This window comes from Thioclava nitratireducens (genome assembly GCF_001940525.2).
Lineage (GTDB): Bacteria > Pseudomonadota > Alphaproteobacteria > Rhodobacterales > Rhodobacteraceae > Thioclava > Thioclava nitratireducens.
Genome location: NZ_CP019437.1, coordinates 1,331,506 through 1,351,766 on the forward strand (window position 1 = coordinate 1,331,506; position 20,261 = coordinate 1,351,766).

21 protein-coding genes and 1 pseudogene are annotated in these 20,261 nt (G+C 63.3%); 14 read left to right on the forward strand and 8 right to left on the reverse strand.

Features of this window, described 5'->3' with window-relative positions:
• Window positions 1–2 precede the first annotated feature (2 nt).
• The 3 genes from BMG03_RS06600 to sucC form a co-directional block, all read right to left on the reverse strand.
• Window positions 3–2,957, reverse strand: coding sequence for a 2-oxoglutarate dehydrogenase E1 component (locus BMG03_RS06600; RefSeq protein ID WP_075776194.1), 2,955 nt, complete (start codon window positions 2,955–2,957; stop codon window positions 3–5).
• 577 nt (window positions 2,958–3,534) lie between these two features.
• Window positions 3,535–4,422, reverse strand: a complete 888-nt coding sequence (gene sucD / locus BMG03_RS06605; RefSeq protein ID WP_075776193.1) for a succinate--CoA ligase subunit alpha — start codon at window positions 4,420–4,422, stop codon at window positions 3,535–3,537.
• A 5-nt stretch (window positions 4,423–4,427) separates the two neighbouring features.
• Window positions 4,428–5,621: an ADP-forming succinate--CoA ligase subunit beta gene (gene sucC, locus BMG03_RS06610; RefSeq protein WP_075776192.1), complete on the reverse strand. Its 1,194-nt coding sequence runs from the start codon at window positions 5,619–5,621 to the stop codon at window positions 4,428–4,430.
• Window positions 5,622–5,856: 235 nt separating this feature from the next.
• On the opposite strand from sucC, the gene BMG03_RS06615 reads away from it, so the two are divergent.
• Window positions 5,857–6,921 carry a glycosyltransferase family 2 protein gene (locus BMG03_RS06615; RefSeq protein ID WP_075776191.1) on the forward strand — a complete coding sequence of 355 codons (1,065 nt, stop codon included), beginning with the start codon at window positions 5,857–5,859 and terminating at the stop codon, window positions 6,919–6,921.
• Here BMG03_RS06615 and BMG03_RS06620 read toward each other — a convergent pair.
• The gene (locus BMG03_RS06620) at window positions 6,908–8,167 is read right to left on the reverse strand and encodes a hypothetical protein (RefSeq protein ID WP_075776190.1); all 1,260 of its coding nucleotides are present in this window, start codon (window positions 8,165–8,167) and stop codon (window positions 6,908–6,910) included. The genes BMG03_RS06615 and BMG03_RS06620 overlap by 14 nt on opposite strands.
• A 69-nt stretch (window positions 8,168–8,236) precedes the next feature.
• Window positions 8,237–9,199, reverse strand: coding sequence for a malate dehydrogenase (mdh, locus tag BMG03_RS06625; protein WP_075776189.1), 963 nt, complete (start codon window positions 9,197–9,199; stop codon window positions 8,237–8,239).
• Between the two features lie 237 nt (window positions 9,200–9,436).
• Between mdh and BMG03_RS06630 the strand changes: the two genes are divergently transcribed.
• Window positions 9,437–10,183, forward strand: coding sequence for a sulfite exporter TauE/SafE family protein (locus BMG03_RS06630; protein ID WP_341865728.1), 747 nt, complete (start codon window positions 9,437–9,439; stop codon window positions 10,181–10,183).
• Window positions 10,184–10,194: 11 nt separating this feature from the next.
• Here the strand turns inward: BMG03_RS06630 and BMG03_RS06635 are convergent, their stop codons facing one another.
• Window positions 10,195–10,527: a hypothetical protein gene (locus BMG03_RS06635; protein ID WP_075776188.1), complete on the reverse strand. Its 333-nt coding sequence runs from the start codon at window positions 10,525–10,527 to the stop codon at window positions 10,195–10,197.
• 176 nt (window positions 10,528–10,703) lie between these two features.
• Between BMG03_RS06635 and BMG03_RS06640 the strand changes: the two genes are divergently transcribed.
• The 11 genes and pseudogenes from BMG03_RS06640 to BMG03_RS06685 all read left to right on the forward strand — a co-directional run bounded on the left by BMG03_RS06640 (window position 10,704) and on the right by BMG03_RS06685 (window position 18,660).
• Complete coding sequence (locus BMG03_RS06640) at window positions 10,704–11,564, forward strand: HpcH/HpaI aldolase/citrate lyase family protein (RefSeq protein ID WP_075776228.1); 861 nt, start codon at window positions 10,704–10,706, stop codon at window positions 11,562–11,564.
• A 12-nt stretch (window positions 11,565–11,576) separates the two neighbouring features.
• Complete coding sequence (locus BMG03_RS06645) at window positions 11,577–12,128, forward strand: NnrU family protein (RefSeq protein ID WP_075776187.1); 552 nt, start codon at window positions 11,577–11,579, stop codon at window positions 12,126–12,128.
• Window position 12,129: 1 nt separating this feature from the next.
• Entirely contained in the window at window positions 12,130–12,333 is a 204-nt protein-coding gene (locus BMG03_RS06650; RefSeq protein WP_075776186.1) for a DUF1737 domain-containing protein, read from the forward strand.
• Window positions 12,333–13,367, forward strand: a complete 1,035-nt coding sequence (locus tag BMG03_RS06655) for a MaoC family dehydratase (RefSeq protein ID WP_075776185.1) — start codon at window positions 12,333–12,335, stop codon at window positions 13,365–13,367. The genes BMG03_RS06650 and BMG03_RS06655 overlap by 1 nt, the downstream gene beginning before the upstream one ends.
• A 255-nt stretch (window positions 13,368–13,622) precedes the next feature.
• Window positions 13,623–14,012 (forward strand): succinate dehydrogenase, cytochrome b556 subunit, encoded by a 390-nt coding sequence (gene sdhC / locus BMG03_RS06660; RefSeq protein ID WP_075776227.1) that lies wholly within the window; start codon window positions 13,623–13,625, stop codon window positions 14,010–14,012.
• Window positions 14,013–14,023: 11 nt separating this feature from the next.
• Window positions 14,024–14,416: a succinate dehydrogenase, hydrophobic membrane anchor protein gene (locus BMG03_RS06665; RefSeq protein ID WP_075776184.1), complete on the forward strand. Its 393-nt coding sequence runs from the start codon at window positions 14,024–14,026 to the stop codon at window positions 14,414–14,416.
• A gap of 15 nt (window positions 14,417–14,431) precedes the next feature.
• Window positions 14,432–16,237 (forward strand): succinate dehydrogenase flavoprotein subunit, encoded by a 1,806-nt coding sequence (gene sdhA, locus BMG03_RS06670; protein ID WP_075776183.1) that lies wholly within the window; start codon window positions 14,432–14,434, stop codon window positions 16,235–16,237.
• Window positions 16,237–16,524, forward strand: a complete 288-nt coding sequence (locus tag BMG03_RS06675; protein ID WP_075776182.1) for a hypothetical protein — start codon at window positions 16,237–16,239, stop codon at window positions 16,522–16,524. Before sdhA ends, BMG03_RS06675 begins: the two co-directional genes overlap by 1 nt.
• A gap of 17 nt (window positions 16,525–16,541) precedes the next feature.
• Window positions 16,542–17,318 (forward strand): succinate dehydrogenase iron-sulfur subunit, encoded by a 777-nt coding sequence (locus BMG03_RS06680; protein ID WP_075776181.1) that lies wholly within the window; start codon window positions 16,542–16,544, stop codon window positions 17,316–17,318.
• Window positions 17,319–17,508: 190 nt separating this feature from the next.
• A complete protein-coding gene (locus BMG03_RS20690; RefSeq protein WP_157771564.1) occupies window positions 17,509–17,685 on the forward strand; it encodes a hypothetical protein in 177 nt (58 codons plus the stop codon).
• Between the two features lie 118 nt (window positions 17,686–17,803).
• Window positions 17,804–18,660 (forward strand): annotated as a pseudogene (locus tag BMG03_RS06685) (urea carboxylase-associated family protein).
• On the opposite strand, the gene BMG03_RS06690 reads toward BMG03_RS06685, so the two are convergent.
• Window positions 18,657–19,589 (reverse strand): ABC transporter ATP-binding protein, encoded by a 933-nt coding sequence (locus BMG03_RS06690; RefSeq protein WP_075776179.1) that lies wholly within the window; start codon window positions 19,587–19,589, stop codon window positions 18,657–18,659. The pseudogene BMG03_RS06685 and the gene BMG03_RS06690 overlap by 4 nt on opposite strands.
• An 81-nt stretch (window positions 19,590–19,670) precedes the next feature.
• On the opposite strand from BMG03_RS06690, the gene BMG03_RS06695 reads away from it, so the two are divergent.
• Window positions 19,671–19,877 (forward strand): zinc-finger domain-containing protein, encoded by a 207-nt coding sequence (locus BMG03_RS06695; RefSeq protein WP_075776178.1) that lies wholly within the window; start codon window positions 19,671–19,673, stop codon window positions 19,875–19,877.
• A gap of 31 nt (window positions 19,878–19,908) precedes the next feature.
• On the opposite strand, the gene BMG03_RS20865 is transcribed toward BMG03_RS06695, so the two are convergent.
• Window positions 19,909–20,070, reverse strand: coding sequence for a hypothetical protein (locus tag BMG03_RS20865; protein ID WP_166504559.1), 162 nt, complete (start codon window positions 20,068–20,070; stop codon window positions 19,909–19,911).
• Window positions 20,071–20,261: the final 191 nt, after the last annotated feature.

The following is a 20,261-nucleotide window of genomic DNA, read 5'->3' on the forward strand; positions in this document are numbered from 1 at the left end:
ATTCAACCCTCCAGTGCATCGTTGACGAGCGCGTCTTGCTCGGCCTTGTGGCGGCTTGCCAGACCCGTCGCGGGCGAGGCGGACGCCGCGCGGCCGGCATAGCGCGCACGGGCATGTTTCGCGTCGATCTTGGCGAGGACCCATTCGATATAGGGTTCGACGAAGAACCAGGCGCCCTGGTTTTTCGGCTCCTCTTGGCACCAGACGATCTCGGCATTCTTGAAGCGGGTCAGCTCTTTGGTGACCGCCTGCGCGGGGAACGGGTAGAACTGTTCCAGACGCAGCAGGTAGACATCGTCGAGCCCACGCTCGTCGCGCTGCGCGAGCAGGTCGTAATAGACCTTGCCCGAGCACATCACGACGCGCTTGATCTTGTCGTCGGCCTTCAGCTCCAAATCCGAATTGCCGCGCTCTGCATCGTCCCACAGGACGCGGTGGAAGCTCGAGCCGGTGGTGAACTCCTCCGCCGTGGAGACGGCCTTCGGGTGACGCAGCAGCGATTTCGGCGTCATCAGGATCAGGGGCTTGCGGAAGTCGCGGTGGATCTGGCGGCGCAGGATGTGGAAGTAGTTCGCCGGCGTCGTGCAGTTCGCGACGATCCAGTTATCTTCCGCCGACAGTTGCAGGAAGCGCTCCAGACGGGCCGAGCTGTGCTCGGGGCCCTGACCTTCGAAGCCGTGCGGCAGCAGGCAGACGAGACCCGACATGCGCAGCCATTTCCGCTCGCCCGAGTTGATGAACTGGTCGAACATGATCTGCGCGCCGTTGGCGAAATCGCCGAACTGGGCTTCCCAGAGCGTCAGCGCCTTCGGTTCCGCCAGAGAGTAGCCGTATTCGAACCCGAGCACCGCGTATTCGCTGAGCATCGAGTCGATCACCTCGTAGCGGGCCTGACCCTCACGGATGTGGTTGAGCGGGTAATAGCGGTCCTCGTTCTCCTGGTTCACGAAGGCCGAGTGGCGCTGCGAGAAGGTACCACGGGTGGCGTCCTGACCCGACAGGCGGACAGGGTAGCCCTCGGTCACGAGCGAGCCGAAGGCCAGCGCCTCGGCGGTCGCCCAGTCGAAGCCCTTGCCGGTCTCGAACATCTGCTTCTTGTTGTCGAGCAGACGCTGCACCGTCTTGTGCAGGGCAAAGCCCTCGGGCGCGGTCACGAGCGCCTTGCCGACCTCCTCGAGAGTGTCGGGCGAAATCGCCGTGGTGCCGCGCTCGTATTCGCTCTTTTCCCGCTCCATGCCGGACCAGCGACCGTCGAGCCAGTCGGCCTTGTTCGGTTTGAAGACCTTGCCGGCCTCGAACTCCTCGTTGAGATGCGACTGGAACGAGGCTTTCATATCCTCGATCTCGCCCTCGGGGATCAGGCCGTCGGCCACCAGACGCTCGGTGTAGAGTTGCAGCGTGGTCTTGTGGGTCTTGATCGACTTGTACATCACCGGGTTGGTGAACATTGGCTCGTCGCCTTCGTTGTGACCGAAGCGGCGGTAGCAGAAGATGTCGATCACGACGTCCTTGTGGAACTTCTGACGGAACTCGGTCGCGACGCGGGCGGCGTGCACGACGGCCTCGGGATCGTCGCCGTTCACGTGGAAGATCGGGGCTTCCACCATCAGCGCGAGATCGGTCGGGTAGGGCGAGGTGCGCGAGAAGTGCGGCGCGGTCGTGAAGCCGATCTGGTTGTTGACGACGAGGTGGATCGTGCCACCGGTGCGGTGACCGCGGATGCCCGAGAGCTGGAAGCACTCGGCCACGACGCCTTGACCGGCGAAGGCTGCATCACCGTGTAGCAGCACCGAGACGACCTTGGAGCGGTCCGAACGGTCGGCCAGCTGATCTTGCTTGGCACGGACCTTGCCGAGCGCGACCGGGTTCACCGCCTCAAGGTGTGAGGGGTTCGCGGTCAGCGACAGGTGGACCTTGTTGCCGTCGAACTCACGGTCGGCGGAGGCGCCGAGGTGGTATTTCACGTCGCCGGAGCCGTCCACGTCCTCGGGCTTGAACGAGCCGCCCTGGAATTCGTGGAAGATCGCGCGGTAGGGTTTTTGCAGGACGTTCGCGAGGACCGAGAGGCGACCGCGGTGGGGCATGCCGACCACGACCTCTTGCAGGCCGAGCTGGCCGCCCCGCTTGATGATCTGCTCCATCGCGGGGATCAGCGCTTCGCCACCGTCGAGGCCGAACCGCTTGGTGCCCATGTACTTGACGTGCAGGAACTTCTCGAAGCCTTCGGCCTCGACGAGCTTGTTGAGGATCGCGCGGCGGCCGGTCTTGGTGAAGGTGATTTCCTTGCCGTAGCCTTCGATACGCTCTTTCAGCCAGGCCGATTGCTCGGGATCGGAGATGTGCATGTATTGCAGCGCGAAAGTGCCGCAATAGGTGCGCTTCACGATATCCATGATCTGGCGCATCGAGGCGATCTCGAGGCCGAGCACGTTGTCGATGAAGATCGGACGATCCATGTCGGCATCGGTGAAGCCGTAGCTCTTCGGATCGAGCTCCGGATGCTGGCCGGTGTCGCGCATCCCCAGCGGGTCGAGATCGGCGGCGAGGTGACCGCGGATACGGTAGGCGCGGATGATCATCAGCGCGCGGATCGAGTCCAGCACGGCGCGTTTGACCGCCGCCTCGTCGACCGCGACGCCGGCCTCGGCAGCCTTCTTCTTGATCTTGTCGCCAGCGGCCTTGCCCTCGGCGGGGGCGGGCCATTCGCCGGTCAGCGCCGCAGTCAGATCGTCGGCGGCCATCGGCGGCCAGTCGCGACGCTCCCAGCTTGCGCCTTCGGCGGATTTTCTCACGTCCTGATCGGGATCACCGAGCGAGGCGAAGAAGGCAGCCCAGGCGGTATCGACCGAAGACGGATCTTCGGCAAACTTCGCATAAAGCTGCTCGACATATTCGGCATTCGCGCCTTGCAGGAACTGCGAGGCATTGAACTGGTCGTTGGGGGATTGGTCGGTCATTTTCCTCACCTTCGGTCGGTGAAACAGGGATCTGCGGGAACTCGAACGTTTATCGCCGGCCCGTTGAAGAGCGCGCTAGGCGCGGGGCACGCGAGGCGGTGGCGGGGCCGCGCGGAGCGCAGAGGCCCTCGCGACGGATACGGGGGTGGAACGGCACATGATGCTGGGTCCTTTCCTTCGCGCGCGGGGCCCTCACAGATACGTCGAAACCGGCACCTGCTTGCCCGGGCATATTGCCTTCTGGCTCAGTGATGTAGGTGCTGATTTCGGGACTTCCATGCAGGGCAGGGATGCGCGCGGGGTCGGAGGTGCCCGACGAGCGGGGAGCCGGGACCGGAACGGGCCCGCCATGAGCGGAGGTTCCGGCGAATTCCGTGGCGAGCCATGCGCCGCTCGCGACGCGCTCTGCCGCAGAAGAAGACCGGCCCCCGTCGCTGCTTTCGAGCAGGGCGCATGCGACCGTCCCCGAAACGGGGAGGGAGGCGCGCCGTGCGATCCGCAGCGACATGGGTCCGGTCCTTTCCTTGGTCTGGATGCAGGGCCGCGTGCGCCGCGACCCTGCCAGTTTCGAGAGGGCTTATTCGCCCTTGATCGCTTTCATCACCGCTTCGCCCAGCGTGGCGGGGCTGTCAGCGACGACGATACCGGCCGACTTCATAGCCTCGATCTTCGATTCCGCATCGCCTTTGCCGCCCGCGACGATCGCGCCGGCGTGGCCCATGCGGCGGCCGGGAGGGGCCGTGCGGCCGGCGATGAAGCCAGCGGTCGGCTTCCAACGGCCTTTTTTCTTCTGCTCGGCGAGGAATTCCGCGGCTTCTTCTTCCGCCGAACCACCGATCTCACCGATCATGATGATCGATTCCGTTTCCGGATCGTCGAGGAACATGTCGAGCACGTCGATATGCTCGGTGCCCTTGATCGGGTCACCGCCGATGCCGACGGCCGAGGACTGGCCCAGACCCATATCGGTGGTCTGCTTGACCGCCTCGTAGGTCAGCGTGCCCGAGCGCGACACGACGCCGACCGAACCACGCTTGTGGATGTGGCCGGGCATGATGCCGATCTTGCAGGCGTCGGGGGTGATGACACCGGGGCAGTTCGGGCCGATCAGACGCGACTTGGAGTCGATCAGCGCGCGCTTGACCTTCATCATGTCGAGGACCGGGATCCCCTCGGTGATGCAGACGATCAGTTCCATTTCCGCGTCGATCGCTTCGAGGATCGAGTCAGCCGCGAAGGGCGGCGGAACGTAGATCACCGAGGCGTTCGCTTCGGTCTTGGCTTTCGCCTCGTGGACCGAGTTGAAGACCGGCAGGCCGAGATGCTCCTGGCCGCCTTTGCCGGGGGTCACGCCGCCGACCATCTTGGTGCCGTACGCGATTGCCTGCTCGGAGTGGAAGGTGCCCTGCGAGCCGGTGAAGCCCTGGCAGATGACCTTGGTGTTTTCGTTGACGAGAACTGCCATGATTCTTAGCCTTTCACCGCTTTGACGATTTTCTCTGCGCCATCCGACAGGTTGTCGGCGGCGATGACGTTCAGGCCGGAATTCGCGATGATTTCCTTGCCTTTTTCGACGTTGGTGCCCTCGAGGCGGACGACCAGCGGCACTTCGAGGCCGACTTCCTTCACCGCAGCGATCACGCCTTCCGCGATGATGTCGCAGCGCATGATGCCGCCGAAGATGTTCACGAGGATACCTTTGACGTTCTTGTCCGAGGTGATGATCTTGAACGCTTCGGTCACTTTCTCTTTCGTGGCGCCACCGCCGACGTCGAGGAAGTTCGCGGGCTCTGCACCGTAGAGCTTGATGATGTCCATCGTGGCCATTGCGAGGCCAGCGCCGTTCACCATGCAGCCGATCTCACCGTCGAGCGCGATGTAGTTGAGGTCGTATTTCGACGCTTCGAGCTCTTTGCTGTCTTCTTCGGTCTCGTCGCGCAGGGCGGCGATGTCCGAGTGGCGGTAGACGGCGTTGCCGTCGAAGCCGAGCTTGGCGTCGAGCACCTTGAGGTTGCCGTCGGTCATGACGATCAGCGGGTTGATCTCGAGCATCTCCATGTCCTTCTCGATGAAGGCTTGGTAGAGCTTGCCGAGAAGGCCGACCATCTGCTTCACCTGCGGGCCTTCGAGACCGAGCGAGAAGGCGACGCGGCGGCCGTGGAACGGCTGGTAGCCGGTCGCCGGGTCGATCGAGAAGCTGAGGATCTTGTCGGGGGTGTTCGCCGCGACTTCCTCGATGTCCATGCCGCCTTCGGTGGAGGCCACGATCGAGACGCGCGAGGTCACGCGGTCGACGAGCAGCGCGAGATACAGTTCGCGCTCGATGTCGGAGCCGTCTTCGATGTAGATGCGGTTGACCTGCTTGCCCGCCGGGCCGGTCTGGTGCGTCACGAGCGTCTTGCCGAGCATCTGCTTGGCGAGCGTTTCAGCCTCTTCGACCGATTTGGCCAGGCGGACACCGCCCTTTTCGCCGGCTTCGGCTTCCTTGAAGTGGCCCTTGCCGCGGCCACCGGCGTGGATCTGCGCCTTGACGACCCAGAGCGGACCATCGAGTTCGCTGGCTGCGGTCTTCGCTTCTTCGGCCTTGAGGACGACACGGCCGTCCGAGACCGGTGCGCCATAGCTCTTGAGAAGCTGTTTGGCCTGATATTCGTGGATATTCATCCTTGGATACCCCATGCTGGTGCGATTTGAGGGGGTTCTAGGCGCTTAAGCCGGGGGGACAAACCGAAATCGCGACAATCTGCCCCACTCGCCCGGAAAAAGCGACATACGTGATCACAGGGCGGAAAGGTGTGATCACAAATCGGAAAATGCTGCGCTGTGGCATGGGTGCACTGGCACGACTCGGTTAATTGAACCTATCTGCGCTGAGCGCATTGGCAGGGATCGAATTTAGATGACGCAAGGGCAAGATATGCCGCGCTGGGGCGTGGTGGCGACGGTGGACGAACCGGCTGCGCTGGTGGCCGCCTATGTCGCGCATCATCTGAGCATCGGCGCCAGCGAGGTCCACGTCTTCTTCGACCGCCCGAACCCGGAGGCCGAGGCGCTGCTCGCGCCGGTCGAAGGCGCCTTCATCCACCATTCCGGCGATGACGATTGGGAGCGCAGCTGGCGCCGGAAACGTCCCGCACGCCATCAGGGCCGCCAGAAATACAACGCGACCCGCGCGCTGTCCGAGACCGAGCTCGATTGGATGATCCATTGCGACGCGGATGAGTTCGTGAGCCTCGTGCGCCCGCTCGAATGGGAACTGGCGAAAACAGGCGAACAGAAAGCGTGGCTGCGTCTCGAAGTCGACGAGCGCTGCTATCTCGACCGCAAACCCGGCCCGGATATTTTCAGCGGCGTGTTCCGGCGGCGCTGGGACGGGTTTCAGGATGACGGGCTGATGTTCTACGGCTTCCGCGCGCGCTTTCTGAAGAAAGGTCTCGCGGGTCATGTCGCAGGGAAGCCCGTCGTGCGCGCCGGGCGGGGCTATGCGATCGGGGTGCACTACCCGCTGAAAGACTGGGACAGTAAGGAAAACGATTTGCCTTACAGACCCAGCTATAATGGGCGGTTGATGCATTTCGATGGGCTGACGCCATTGCACTTCATCCTCAAGATGCTGCGCCGCGCCACGACCAAGGTGAAGGGGCAACCCGTGCCCTATGTCGGGTCCCGCAAGGCGCAGTTCGCCGAAGCCGCTGAGCGCGCCGCCGATCCCGCCGAGCTGAAGGCGCTCTGGTGGGAGGTGCAGGGGATGCGCGACTACGAGGCAGCCGAGTTGGAGGCCCACGAGCTGCTGATCCGCCCGGACGTGAAGATCGCGGCCGAAACGCGCGCGCTTTTTGGCGACAAGGTGGACCTTTCGCCCGCGTCGTTCGACCATGCGCTGCTTCTCCATGAGGCCGAGCTGATCGCTCGCCTAAAGGACGAATTCGGCTTCGATCCGGAGCCGCTCGTCAGTTCAGCATGAACATCATCAAGCCTGTCCGGCTGCCGACCAACCGCGAAAAGCGCGTCCAGTTCTCGGGCGTCAGCATCGGAGCGTCGGTGAAATAGGGATCGAGCGCCCAGCCCTGAACGACCCCGGTCAACGGCAACGGCGCGGGGTCTTCGAGCCACGCGCCCAGATCGACCCCGATCGGCACGCGCCAGAAGGGGAAGGACTTTTCGCTCGTCAGGAGCGCCTCGCCATCGCTCAGCACGCCCCGCCATGTCTCGCCAAGACGGTCGGGAAACTCGACATCAAGCGCCTGATCCTGCGCGTCGCTCGGAATCCACTCCGCCTGATTGTCGGTCTCGGCTTCGGCAAGGTCCCAGAACTGCCGGTTATCCGCAATCATTGTCAGCCAATGATCCCGCGCGGCGCGGGTGTGTTGCGGGTCGGGTTGCTGGTGGAGCATGTCGAGAAGCGCAGCCGCCGGGTCGACGAAGCTGAAAATCCTCAGCCCGTCCATCGAACTGAATTGACCCGCGCTGGCGGCTTTCTCCTGCGCTTCCACGAGTTTCGCGTAGGTCTCCAACACCCGCGCGATCGCCGGCTCGGGATCGAAGGCGAGGGTCAGCTCGCCAGCGCCCGAGATCAGATGGGTATAGGCGGAAAGCCAAGCCGCATCCGCATTGTCGAAGCGCACGATCCGAGCCTCCGCGGCTTCGGTCTCCGGTGCGCGCGGCATGAAGACGCCGCGCAGAATTGTCACCGCCGCCTCGCCGTCATCGCGCGCGCCATTGCCATCCAGATCGAACCAGAGGTCGTTCAGGTCGATCGCAAGACCGAACTCCGGCCCATCGGCCACACCGTCGAGCGCGGATCTCGCCCGATCCATCTCGGCGATCAGGGCCTCGCTTTCGCGCGTGACCGCATCGGCGGTAAAGGTTTCGCGCGGCGCGGCGCTTTCGCCGGGGACATTGCCGATTAAGGGCATCAGCACACGGGCGGCGCCGGCCTCCATCTGCCATCTCGTTGCGGCTTCGAGACTTGCGAGGAACTCCAGCCCCGCCAGCGCGAAGCGATCCTTCGGCGCGAGCGCGTCCCGCGATTTTAGATCGGCCAGCACAGCCGCGATCCCCTCCGCCCCGATCCTTGCCGAGATCGGATCGACGGCAGGCGCATTGCTGCGCGTGATCTTGGCGGTGACCGGCCCGTCCTGCGCATGGGCGGCAATCGGTGAAACGGCGAGCAAGGCGGCGAAACACGTGACGAGACGGGCGGAACACATGGCACTCTCCAAAACAAAGGGCGCGCCGACAAAGGCGCGCCCCAAGATTGGATCAGTCCTGTATTTCGATCAAGCGAGCGTGCTGTCGATACCCTTGCAGGCTTCCACGAGACCTTTCACCGCATCGACCGACTTGTCGAACATCGCCTGCTCGTCCTTGTTGAGCTTGATGTCGATGACCTTCTCGATGCCCTTGGCGCCGATCACGGTCGGCACGCCGACATAGAGACCGTCGAGGCCGAGCGCGCCTTTGACGTAAGCGGCGCAGGGCAGGACGCGCTTCTGGTCTTTCAAGTAGGCTTCCGCCATCTCGATCGCCGAGGTGGCCGGGGCGTAGAAGGCCGAACCGGTCTTCAGGAGGCCCACGATCTCGGCGCCGCCGTCACGGGTGCGCTGAATGATCGCGTCGAGCTTCTCCTGCGTGGTCCAGCCCATCTGCACGAGGTCGGGCAGCGGGATGCCACCAACGGTCGAGTAACGGGCGAGCGGCACCATCGTGTCGCCGTGGCCGCCGAGCACGAACGCGTTCACGTCGCGCATCGAGACGCCGAATTCCAGCGACAGGAAGTGACGGAAACGTGCCGAGTCCAGAACGCCCGCCATGCCGACGACCTTCTGTGCCGGCAGGCCGGAGAATTGCTGCAGCGCCCAGACCATCGCGTCGAGCGGGTTGGTGATGCAGATGACGAAGGCGTCGGGCGCGTGGGCTGCAATGCCCTCGCCGACCGATTTCATCACCTTGAGGTTGATGCCGAGCAGATCGTCGCGGCTCATGCCCGGCTTGCGCGGAACGCCAGCGGTCACGATGCAGACATCCGCGCCCGCGATATCGGCGTAATCGTTGGTGCCCTTGAAGGAGCCGTCGAAGCCTTCCGCCGGGCCCGATTCCGCGATGTCGAGCGCTTTGCCCTGCGGCGTACCTTCGGCGATATCGAACAGAACGACGTCACCGAGTTCCTTGATGGCGGCGAGATGGGCGAGCGTGCCGCCGATCTGGCCGGCGCCGATAAGGGCGATCTTGGGTCTGGCCATTTGGTCCTCCGGGTGGATGGATTGGAAAATAGATCGCGGGTGGAGTAGCTCTTTGGCTCGCAAAGGGCAAGAGTGCTGCGCTGCGGCGAGGCTGCTTGTATGCACTCGTATGCAGAAACTGCCCCACCCGCGGCGCGCATCCGCCTGCGCGAGGTTCCGTTTCCCGGCGCGCCATGCCAGCAAGAGGACCGACCGGGGCAGGGCGATTCTCTGCGCCCGCGGGAAGAGGGGCAAGCGATGATGGATTTGGGAACGCTCGGCTGGGCCTTGGCGGTCTTCGCCGCCGTCATGGTGGGCCTGTCGAAGGGCGGCGTTCCTATGGCAACCTCGATCTCGGTCCCGGTGCTGGCGATCGTGATGGACCCGATCGCGGCCGCGGGCCTGTTGCTGCCTGTTTATATCATCGCGGACATGTTCGGCCTCTGGGCATATCGCAAGCATTACGACCGGCGTGTGCTGGCGATCCTGATCCCGTCGGCGACCTTCGGTATCGGTATCGGCTGGGCCACCGCAGAGATCGTGCCCGAACGCTGGGTGACCTTGATGGTCGGCGTGATCGGCGCTGTTTTCGCGGTGAACGCGCTGTTCCGGCATCGGCATGGTGCGCGGCAGGAAGCGCGGGTCGCGCCGGGCCTGTTCTGGGGCACGATCGCGGGCATCACCAGTTTCGTCAGCCATTCCGGCGCGCCGCCCTACCAAGCCTACACGATCCCGCTGAACCTGCCAAAGCAGGTATTCGCGGGGACGGCGACGATCCTGTTCTCCTATGTCAATCTCGCGAAGCTCGGGCCTTATATCGCGCTTGGCGAAGTAAGCTGGGACAGCATCGGCACCGCGTTGATCCTGGCGATACCGGCCTCGGCTTCGGTGTTCCTCGGCGTCTGGTTGGTCAAGCGGATGCCCACTGAAATCTTCTTCAAGGTCGTGATCTGGGCACTCCTGCTAATCTCGCTGAAGCTGATCCAGCAAGCGCTCATGAACTGAGGGGGCGGCGTTTAAAGCGCCGCGTCCTTCTGCGGAAGTTTCCCGTCGAGTTCCTCGAATGCCTCGCCCGAGGCGATCAGGCAGCTCACGCCATCCGCCGGGGTGACGATGATCGTCCAGTTGCCCGCCTCCGCCGCGAAAATTTCCAGCACGGAGTTATTTGCGGAGAGCGCCACCATGCGGCGGCTCTCGTGATATTTCGCTTCGAGATTGGCCACGATCTCGTCTCGCTTGCCACAGGCGCGCGACGGATCAGACGGATCCCGCGTCTCACCGAAAGCAGCCTGAGCGAAGCCGATCGCTGCGGCCAGGCCGAGCGTGAGCACATAAGTTTTGTTCAGCATTTTGATCCCTCTGAAAGCATCATCCGAGAGTGACGGTCCAGCTGTCAAGAAAGCTTTACGATGGCGCTGCGCGATGTCGGCAGTTGTGATTTTTCTGCGATGCGGCAAATCTGCCCTTGCCGATTCTGTCCCATTCGTGCGATCTGGCGAAAGAAAATTGCGAGATGGAGAATCAAATGGCCCGCCCGACCCGTTCCGTGCTCTACATTCCCGGCTCGAAACAGCGTGCGCTGGAAAAGGCCACCGGGCTTGCCTGTGACGCGATCATCTTCGACCTCGAAGACGCGGTGGCGATCGACGAGAAGGTCAATGCGCGCGCGCTCCTTGCGAAGACGCTGACCGAGGTCGATTATGGCCCGCGCATGAAGATCGTGCGGGTCAACGGGCTCGACACCGAATGGGGGCGCGAGGATGTGCTGGCCTTTGCCGACGCGATCCGCGCAGGCGCCAAGGTCGATGCGATCCTGATCCCGAAAGTCTCCACGCCCGCCGATCTTATCGCGGTGGCCGATCTCATTCAGAGCGTGCCGCTCTGGGCGATGATGGAGACCGCGCTGGGGATGCTCAACGCGGGCGATATCGCGGCGCATCCGCGGCTCGAAGGCATGGTGATGGGCACCAACGATCTAGCGAAGGAACTCGGGAGCCGCTTCCGCGCCGATCGCCTGCCGATGCAGACGGGGCTGGGCCTGTGCCTTCTGGCCGCGAAAGCGCATGGCAAGATCATCGTCGACGGCGTCTATAACGCCTTCAGGGATGACGAGGGCCTCAAGGCCGAATGCGAACAGGGGCGCGACATGGGCTTCGACGGCAAGACGCTGATCCACCCCGCGCAACTCGAGGTCTGCAATGCGGCCTTCGCCCCTTCCGAGGCCGAGATCGACCTCGCCCGGCGCCAGATCGCTGCCTTTGAGAAAGCCGAGGAAGCGGGGCAGGGTGTCGCGGTCGTGGATGGAAAGATCGTCGAAAATCTGCATATCGTCACGGCGCGGCAAGTCCTCGCCAAAGCGGAGGCGATTGCCGCGCTTGGCAGCTAAGAGGCAATCGCAATGACATTACTCATCCTCGGCGTCCTGATCTGGTCGCTCGCACATCTGGCAAAACGGATCTTTCCGGGCTTCCGGCGCGCGCTCAAAGGGGCCGAGCGTCCGATGGTCGCCGCTCTCGTCCTGATCAGCCTCGTTCTGATGTTCGTCGGCTGGCGCGCAAGCGATCCGGTCTTCTACCTCTGGACGCCGAACGCGGCGCTCAAGGGGATCAACAACCTGTTGATGCTCTTCGCGGTCTACCTGTTCGCGGTCTCGGGCATGAAGCTCTGGCTCAGCGGCAAGATTCGCCACCCGCAGCTGACTGCGGTGAAGACCTGGGCCTTGGCGCACCTGCTGGTCAACCCGACCCTGCCGGGGATCATCCTGTTCGGCGGTCTGCTCGCCTGGGCGGTGGTGGAGGTCATCCTGATCAACAAGAAGTCGAAGCCCGCGAAAGTCATGCCCGAGGTGAAAGTCGGCAAGGAGATCGGCGGCATCGTCGGCACGGTCGTCCTCTTCGGCCTGATCGCGATGATCCACATCTGGTTCGGTCACAACCCGTTCGGAGCCTGAAATGAAAATCTACCGCCTTCTGACCGAGGAAGACACCTCGGCCTTCTGTCACAAGGTCAGCCTTGCGCTGTCCAAGGGCTGGGTGCTGCATGGCGATCCGCAATATGCCTACGATCATGCGAATGGCGTGATGCGCTGTGCCCAAGCCGTGACCAAGGAGATCGAGGGTGAGTATCACCCCGACATGAAGCTGGGAGAGCAATAATGGGCAAAACCAATCCGGGCCGTTTCTTCGAGGACTACAAGCTGGGCGACGTGATCCGTCACGCCGTCCCACGCACCGTCGCGGAAGGGGAGCGTGCACTGTATCACGCGCTCTACCCGGCGCGGCATGCGCTATATTCCTCGGACGAATTCGCGGCGGCCTGCGGATTGGATGGCTCGCCTCTCGACGATCTGATCGCCTTCCACGTCGTCTTCGGCAAGACGGTTCCGGACGTGTCGCTCAACGCGGTGGCCAATCTCGGCTATGCGGAAGGGCGCTGGCTGAAGCCGGTCTATCCGGGCGACACGCTGCGCTCGGAATCCGAGGTGATCGGGGTCAAGCAGAACTCCAACGGCAAGTCAGGCGTGGTCTATGTCCGCACCCGCGGTCTGAACCAGGCGGGTGAGGTTGTGCTGGAATATGTCCGTTGGGTGATGGTGCGCAAAGGCGATCTGGACGCGCCCGCGCCCGAGACCGTGCTGCCCGATCTGGCATCGGTCGTGGCGCCGGAGGATCTGGTGATCCCCGAGGGGCTGAGCTTCGAGGATTATGATTTCGATCTGGCGGGCGAGCCGCATCGTTGGGGCGATTACGAGATCGGCGAAAAAATCGACCATGTGGACGGGGTGACCATCGAGGAAGCCGAGCACATGATCGCCACGCGCCTGTGGCAGAACACCGCCAAGGTGCATTTCGACGCGACCTTCCGTGCCGATGGCCGGCGCCTGATCTATGGCGGGCATGTCATCTCCATGGCGCGCGCGCTGTCCTTCAACGGACTGGCGAACGCCCAGTTGATCGTGGCGCTCAATGCCGGGGCGCATGCCAACCCGTGCTTCTCGGGCGATACGGTGAAAGCGTGGTCGGAAGTGCTCGACAAGGCCGAGACAGGCGCGCCTGGCGTCGGCGCGATCCGTCTGCGTCTGGTCGCCGTGAAACAGGGCGCGCCGGAGTTCGGCTATAAGGGAGAAGACGGCAAATATCTCCCCGAGGTGCTGCTCGACCTCGACTACTGGGCTCTGATGCCGATCTGATCGCCGCCCGAGAGACTCACTCCCGGGGGCAGGGCGCCCGGGAGCGTTAACATGTGATCACGCACAGAATTTATGTGATCACAAAGCGAATTTTTCGCCGCTCTTTACGCGCAAATGACATGTTTTCAACCTTGCCCCCCGTGACTTGGGAGAAAATTACGCTAGTAAAAGAGCCAATTCCGGCCAGCTCCGCGCCAGCGCGTGCCTCCGATCGAGGCCGACGAGAGCGCCGAGCCCAGCGAAAAGGGACCGATCATGGCTGAAGCGAAACAGGTTGAGCGTCCGCTTTCCCCGCACCTTCAAATCTACCGTCCGCAGATGACCTCCTTCTCGTCGATCATGACGCGGATCACGGGCAACGGCATCATCGTGGGCGTTCTGCTGCTCGTCTGGTGGCTCCTCGCCGCCGCGACCAGCCCCGATTACTTCAATTTCGTGAACGCGATCGCGACCTCGTGGTTTGGCGATCTCGTCTTCACCCTGTCGCTGCTGGGCGTCTGGTATCACTACCTCGCCGGCATCCGGCACCTGATCTTCGATGCGGGCAAATACATGGATATCAAATCCGCCGAGATGCTCGGCTGGATCTGCACCATCGGTTCGGTCGTGCTGACCGTGCTGACCCTCATCATCATCCAATTCTGACGGAGGCCCTCATGCGTTACCTCACCGACCGCAAGCGCGCCGTGGGCAAGGGCGCCTCGGGCACTGGCCCCGAGCATCACTGGTGGATGTCGGCCTCGGCCGTGGCTCTCGCCTTCATGATCCCGACCTGGCTCTACATCGTAGGTACCACTCTGGGTGCGGACCAGCAGACCGTGATCACCACGTTCTCGAAGCCCTTCCCGGCCATCCTGACCGCGCTGGTCGTGATCGTCGGGATGCGCCACTTCGCGAAGGGCACCGAGATCTGGATCGAGGACTACATCCACGGCACCGCCGCGAAGGCCACCAAGATCGCGATGCATTCGCTGGCTTACGTGATCATGGCGACCGCACTCTATGCACTCGGCAAGATGGTCTTCATCGGCCTTCTGCTGGGCAACTGATAACGGGACGAGATAATGGCTGCTTACGAATACGAAACGCATAATTACGACGTGGTCGTGGTCGGCGCCGGTGGCTCGGGTCTGCGCGCCACGCTCGGCATGGCCGAACAGGGCCTGCGCACCGCCTGCGTGACCAAGGTCTTCCCGACCCGCTCGCACACGGTCGCCGCACAGGGCGGCATCGCCGCCAGCTTGGGCAACATGGGCCCGGACAGCTGGCAGTGGCATATGTACGACACGATCAAGGGCTCGGACTGGCTCGGCGACAACGACGCGATGGAATATCTCGCGCGTCACGCCCCCAAGGCCGTCTACGAGCTCGAGCACTATGGCGTGCCGTTCTCGCGCACCGAAGAGGGCAAGATCTATCAGCGTCCCTTCGGCGGCCACACCACCGAATACGGTGAAGGCCCGCCCGTGCAGCGCACCTGTGCCGCCGCGGACCGCACCGGTCACGCGATCCTGCACACGCTCTACGGTCAGTCGCTGAAGAACAACGCAGAGTTCTACATCGAGTATTTCGCGATCGACCTGATCATGTCCGATGACGGGCAGTGTCAGGGCGTCGTCTGCTGGAAGCTCGACGACGGCACAATGCACGTCTTCAACGCGAAGATGGTGGTGCTGGCGACCGGCGGTTACGGTCGCGCCTATTTCTCGGCCACTTCGGCCCATACCTGCACCGGCGACGGTGGCGGCATGGTCGCGCGGGCCGGTCTCGCGCTGCAGGACATGGAATTCGTGCAGTTCCACCCGACCGGCATCTACGGTTCGGGCTGCCTGATCACCGAAGGCGCCCGCGGCGAGGGTGGTTACCTGACCAACTCCGAAGGCGAGCGCTTCATGGAGCGTTACGCGCCGACCTACAAGGATCTGGCGTCGCGCGACGTGGTGTCGCGCTGCATGACCATGGAGATCCGCGAAGGCCGCGGCGTGGGTGAGCACAAGGACCACATCTTCCTCAACCTCAGCCACCTTCCGCCGGAAGCTCTGGCCGAGCGCCTGCCGGGTATCTCGGAATCGGCGAAAATCTTCGCCGGCGTCGACGTCACGAAAGAGCCGATCCCGGTTCTGCCGACCGTGCACTACAACATGGGCGGTATTCCGACGAACTACCACGGCGAGGTCATCAACCCGAAAGAGGGCGATCCCGATGCGATCGTGCCCGGCCTGATGGCCGTGGGCGAGGCGGGTTCGGCCTCTGTGCACGGTGCGAACCGTCTGGGCTCCAACTCGCTGATCGACCTCGTGGTCTTCGGTCGTGCCGCCGCGATCCGCGCCGGCGAGGTCGTCGATCCCAACGCGTCGAACCCGGACATCCCGAAAGCCAAGATCGACGCCATCTTCGAGCGCTTCGACAAGGTGCGCTACGCCGATGGCGGCACGCCCACCGCGGCGCTGCGCGACGAGATGCAGCGCACGATGCAGGCGGATGCGGCGGTGTTCCGGACCGACAAGACGCTGGCCGAGGGGGTCGAGAAGATGAAGGCGGTCGCCGCCAAGCTCGACGATCTCAAGGTCACGGACCGGTCGCTGATCTGGAACTCGGACCTGATGGAAACGCTGGAACTCGAGAACCTGATGCCGAACGCGCTGGCGACCATCGTGGGCGCCGAGGCACGCAAGGAATCCCGTGGTGCACATGCTCACGAGGATTATCCCGATCGCGACGACACCAACTGGCGCAAGCACTCGATCATGCATGTCAACGGCGCGAACGTCGATCTGACCTTCCGCCCGGTCCACATGGACCCGCTGACCCCCGAGGATCAGGGCGGGATCGAGATCAAGAAGATCGCGCCGAAGAAGCGGGTCTATTGATGCGTCACGCGCCGGCATATGGGCTTCTTGCGGCAGGGCTTGGCCTTGCCGCCTGCGCCCCTATCCCGGTCGAGCAGGCCGAGCGCCAGTGCTATGCCCAGTTCGCGCCCAAGCCGCCCATCACGGGCGAGGCGGGCATGGGCGTCACCAATAGCGGCTTCAGCTCGAAGATGAAGGTCGAGATGAATATCGGCGCCTCGGTGCAGGGCGACCCGTCCGCGGCCTACGACTCCTGCGTTTACAGAAAATCCGGCCGAATGCCCACGCGGCCGCTCTATTCGTACTGACGGAAAGGGGACCAACCATGGTTCAGTTCACGCTTCCGAAGAATTCCAAGATCCGCGTCGGCAAGACCTGGCCGAAGCCGGATGGCAAGAATATCCGCAAGTTCCAGATCTATCGCTGGGACCCGGATACCGGGGAGAACCCGCGTCTTGACACGTATTTCATCGACATGGACAAGTGCGGGCCGATGGTTCTCGACGCGCTCTTGAAGATCAAGAACGAGATCGACCCGACGCTGACCTTCCGCCGCTCCTGCCGCGAAGGCATCTGCGGTTCCTGTGCGATGAACATCGACGGGATCAATACGCTGGCCTGTATCTACGGTCTCGACGAGATCAAGGGCGACGTGAAGATCTACCCGCTGCCGCATATGCCGGTGGTGAAAGACCTGATCCCCGACCTGACCATGTTCTACGCCCAGCACGCGTCGATCATGCCCTGGCTCGAGACCAAGACGAACCGTCCCGAGAAGGAATGGCGCCAGTCGATCGAAGACCGCAAGAAGCTCGACGGTCTGTATGAGTGCGTTATGTGCGCCTCGTGCTCGACCTCGTGCCCGAGCTACTGGTGGAACGGCGACAAGTATCTCGGCCCGGCAGCGCTGCTGCACGCCTATCGCTGGATCATCGACTCGCGCGACGAAGCCACGGCAGAGCGCCTCGATCAGCTCGAAGACCCCTTCAAGCTCTATCGTTGCCACACGATCATGAACTGCACCAAGACCTGCCCGAAAGGTCTGAACCCGGCGAAAGCGATCGCTGAGATCAAGCGGATGCAGGTCAACCGGGTCGTCTGATCCGACGCATATATTGGGGCCGGCCTCTGGCTCACCCCAAGCAGATAGTAGAAAGGGCGGCGCGAGCCGCCCTTTTCGCTGCGTTGCGGCAAATGCATATCGCGGTTGCAGCATTTTGGGTTTGAATCCCCGCGAAAATCCCTAAATCGGGTGGCAGGGAGGAACTCGAAACGTGACTGGAGAGAGTTCCATGGTCGACATCGTCAAATTCCCCAAAGGGGCGCAACCGGTTCAAGTGGCCGAAGAGCATCTGGCCTACTACACCCCGGAGAAATCCGCCCCTGTTTTCACCCCGGCCGCGAAAGCTGAAGAGACCACCGGTCTCGAAGCGGTCGAGCTGATGTACGAGTATTACACCGCGGCTTGAGCGGTGACCTCCCGAATAGTTCCGTCGTGACTGCCCCGGCTCTCCGCCGGGGTTTTTCTTTGCGCCTTTCGCTCCTGGGCGGGGCAGGGCAGAGTGGGCGCGACAAGGAGGGAGCCCCATGCATCCGACGCCCGAGCACGCCGCGCCCGAAGACGCCCAAACCCGCCGCGATATCGCGCCGGTGATCTGTTACCCGACGGACGCGCTGCCCGCGCCGGATCTGCCCGCCTATCGCGCCGCGCGCGGGAACTGGGACAAGATCGCCGACCTGCGCGTGCGCCCGCGCGAGGCGCTGGCCTTCGACGTGCCCGCCGGACATTTCTTCCGCATCGCTTCGGTTGAGGGGCCGCAGGTGGGCGATCTGAATTTGTTCTCGGCGGACCTGTCCGAGCGGTTCTATTCCGGCAAGACCCGCGCGCTGCACGGCACACATCTCAGCCGTGGCGACCGGCTGTGGTCCGGCTTTCCGACGATGCGCCCGCTGGCGACGATTACCGAGGATACGCTCGACTGGTATGGCATTGACGCCTATGGCGGTGCCGTCCATGACGTGATCGGCACGCGCTGCGATCCCTACACCCATGCCTTGCTGTCCGATGGCGGGCAGTATCACCATTGCTGTCATTCCAATCTGACGCGCGCGCTGGCCGAGGCCCGCGATCTGCCTCTGCACGAAGCCGAGGCGCTGGTGCATGACGTGCTCAACGTCTTCATGTGCACCGGCTTCACCCGCGATACCGGGCAGTATTTCATGAAGGCGAGCCCGGTCCGGCCCGGTGACTATCTCGAATTCTTCGCAGAGACCGATCTGCTGGGGGTTCTGTCCGCCTGCCCGGGGGCGATTGTTCGTCCGAGCACAGCTCAGACACGGCGGCCTGCTATCCGCTGGGCGTGGAAATCTACCGCCCGAAATCAGCGCCCGAAGGCTGGGCGCCGCCCGCGCCCAACGCCTACGACCGCAGCCACGGGCTTTAACGGTTCGAGGTCAGCGAGACGAAGACTTCCTCGAGGCCCGGCTGTTCGCTCGCGATGTCGCGAATCTCGACACCGGCGACGCGCAGCGCGTCGAGGATATCCTCTGCCGAGGTCTCGTTGCGCGAGTAGGAAAATGCCATCTGTCCGCCCGCGCGGGTCTCGAGCGTGACGCCTTCGGGAAGCCGAATCTCTTTCGTGACTTCGTTGCGCGGCTCCACCACCAGCGCCTTGCGGTCCATCCGCTTGAGAAGGTTCGGCGTGGTGTCGCGCACGATCAGTTCGCCGTTGTTGATGATCGCGATCTCGTCGCACATTTCCTCGGCTTCTTCGAGGTAGTGCGTGGTCAGGATGATCGTCATGCCCTGCTCATTGAGCTTGCGGACATTGCGCCAGAGCATCGCGCGCAGCTCGATATCGACGCCTGCGGTCGGCTCGTCCAGCACGAGGATCTGCGGGCGATGTACCAGCGCTTTGGCAAGCAGCAGACGCCGCTTCATCCCGCCCGAGAGGTTGCGCGCATAAGCCTCGGCCTTGTCCGACAGGCCCACCAGTTCGAGAATCTCGTCCGTCCAGCGCTCGGATTTCGGCACGCCATAGAGCCCCGCCTGCATCTCCAGCGCCGCGCGGGGCGTGAAGAACGGATCCATGTTCAGCTCCTGCGGCATCACCCCGATCGCGGCGCGCGACTGGCGCGGGTTCACGTCCTGATCGAAACCCCAGATCACGACGCGCCCGTCGGTTTTCTTCACCAGCCCGGCAAGAATGTTGATCAGCGTCGACTTGCCGGCCCCGTTCGGGCCGAGAAGCCCGAAGATCGACCCCGCAGGGATCGACAGGTCGAGCCCCTTCAGTGCTTCTTTCGGTGCCTGCTTCTTGCCGCCTGCATAGGTTTTGCGCAGCCCGGTGACTTCGATTGCCTGCTGTTCCAACTTGCCCCGCCTTTCGCGATTGCTAGAATGAAGCCCAGATTTCAGGGCGCGGTTTTCGTGCCTTATATATACGGAGCATCCATGACTGCCACCCATTCGCCCAATGCCCCCGACGCACCCGAGACCGAGGTCGTCACCACCTGGAAGGTTGCCTGCGACGGCGGCGAGGGGGCACTCGGCCATCCGCGCGTTTGGCTGTCGATCCCGCGGGACACCGGTTTCGTCGAATGCGGCTATTGCGACAAGAAATACGTGATCGACCGCGATCACGCGCATGACGATCACTGAACCTGTCTGAGTCGACAGGGAAGGACGGCGTTCAGCCGTCCTTTTTCTGTGCCGCGCGTTTCATGCGTTCAAGCAGCGCAGCCTTCGGGTCCTTCTTGCTGAAAGGCGTCTTGTCGGTGCCGTAGGCGTTATGCTCGGCATGTTTGGGCGTGTTCTTCGGCGGCTTCGCGCCGCCCATCTTGGAATAGTCCATAGCTCAAATCCTTTACGGTTGCCGCTTGAGATGGGGGATTTCGGGGGCTCTGGCAAGGGGCGCCACGCGTATCGCTCGGCGCGGCCGACCAGCCCGGGCCGCGCCCGACCTTCCCCCGGGAGGGCGCATTGGTGATGGAGCCCACAGCCTCTCTGCCCTACGGGCTTGCGAAATGAACTGCTCAAGCCAGA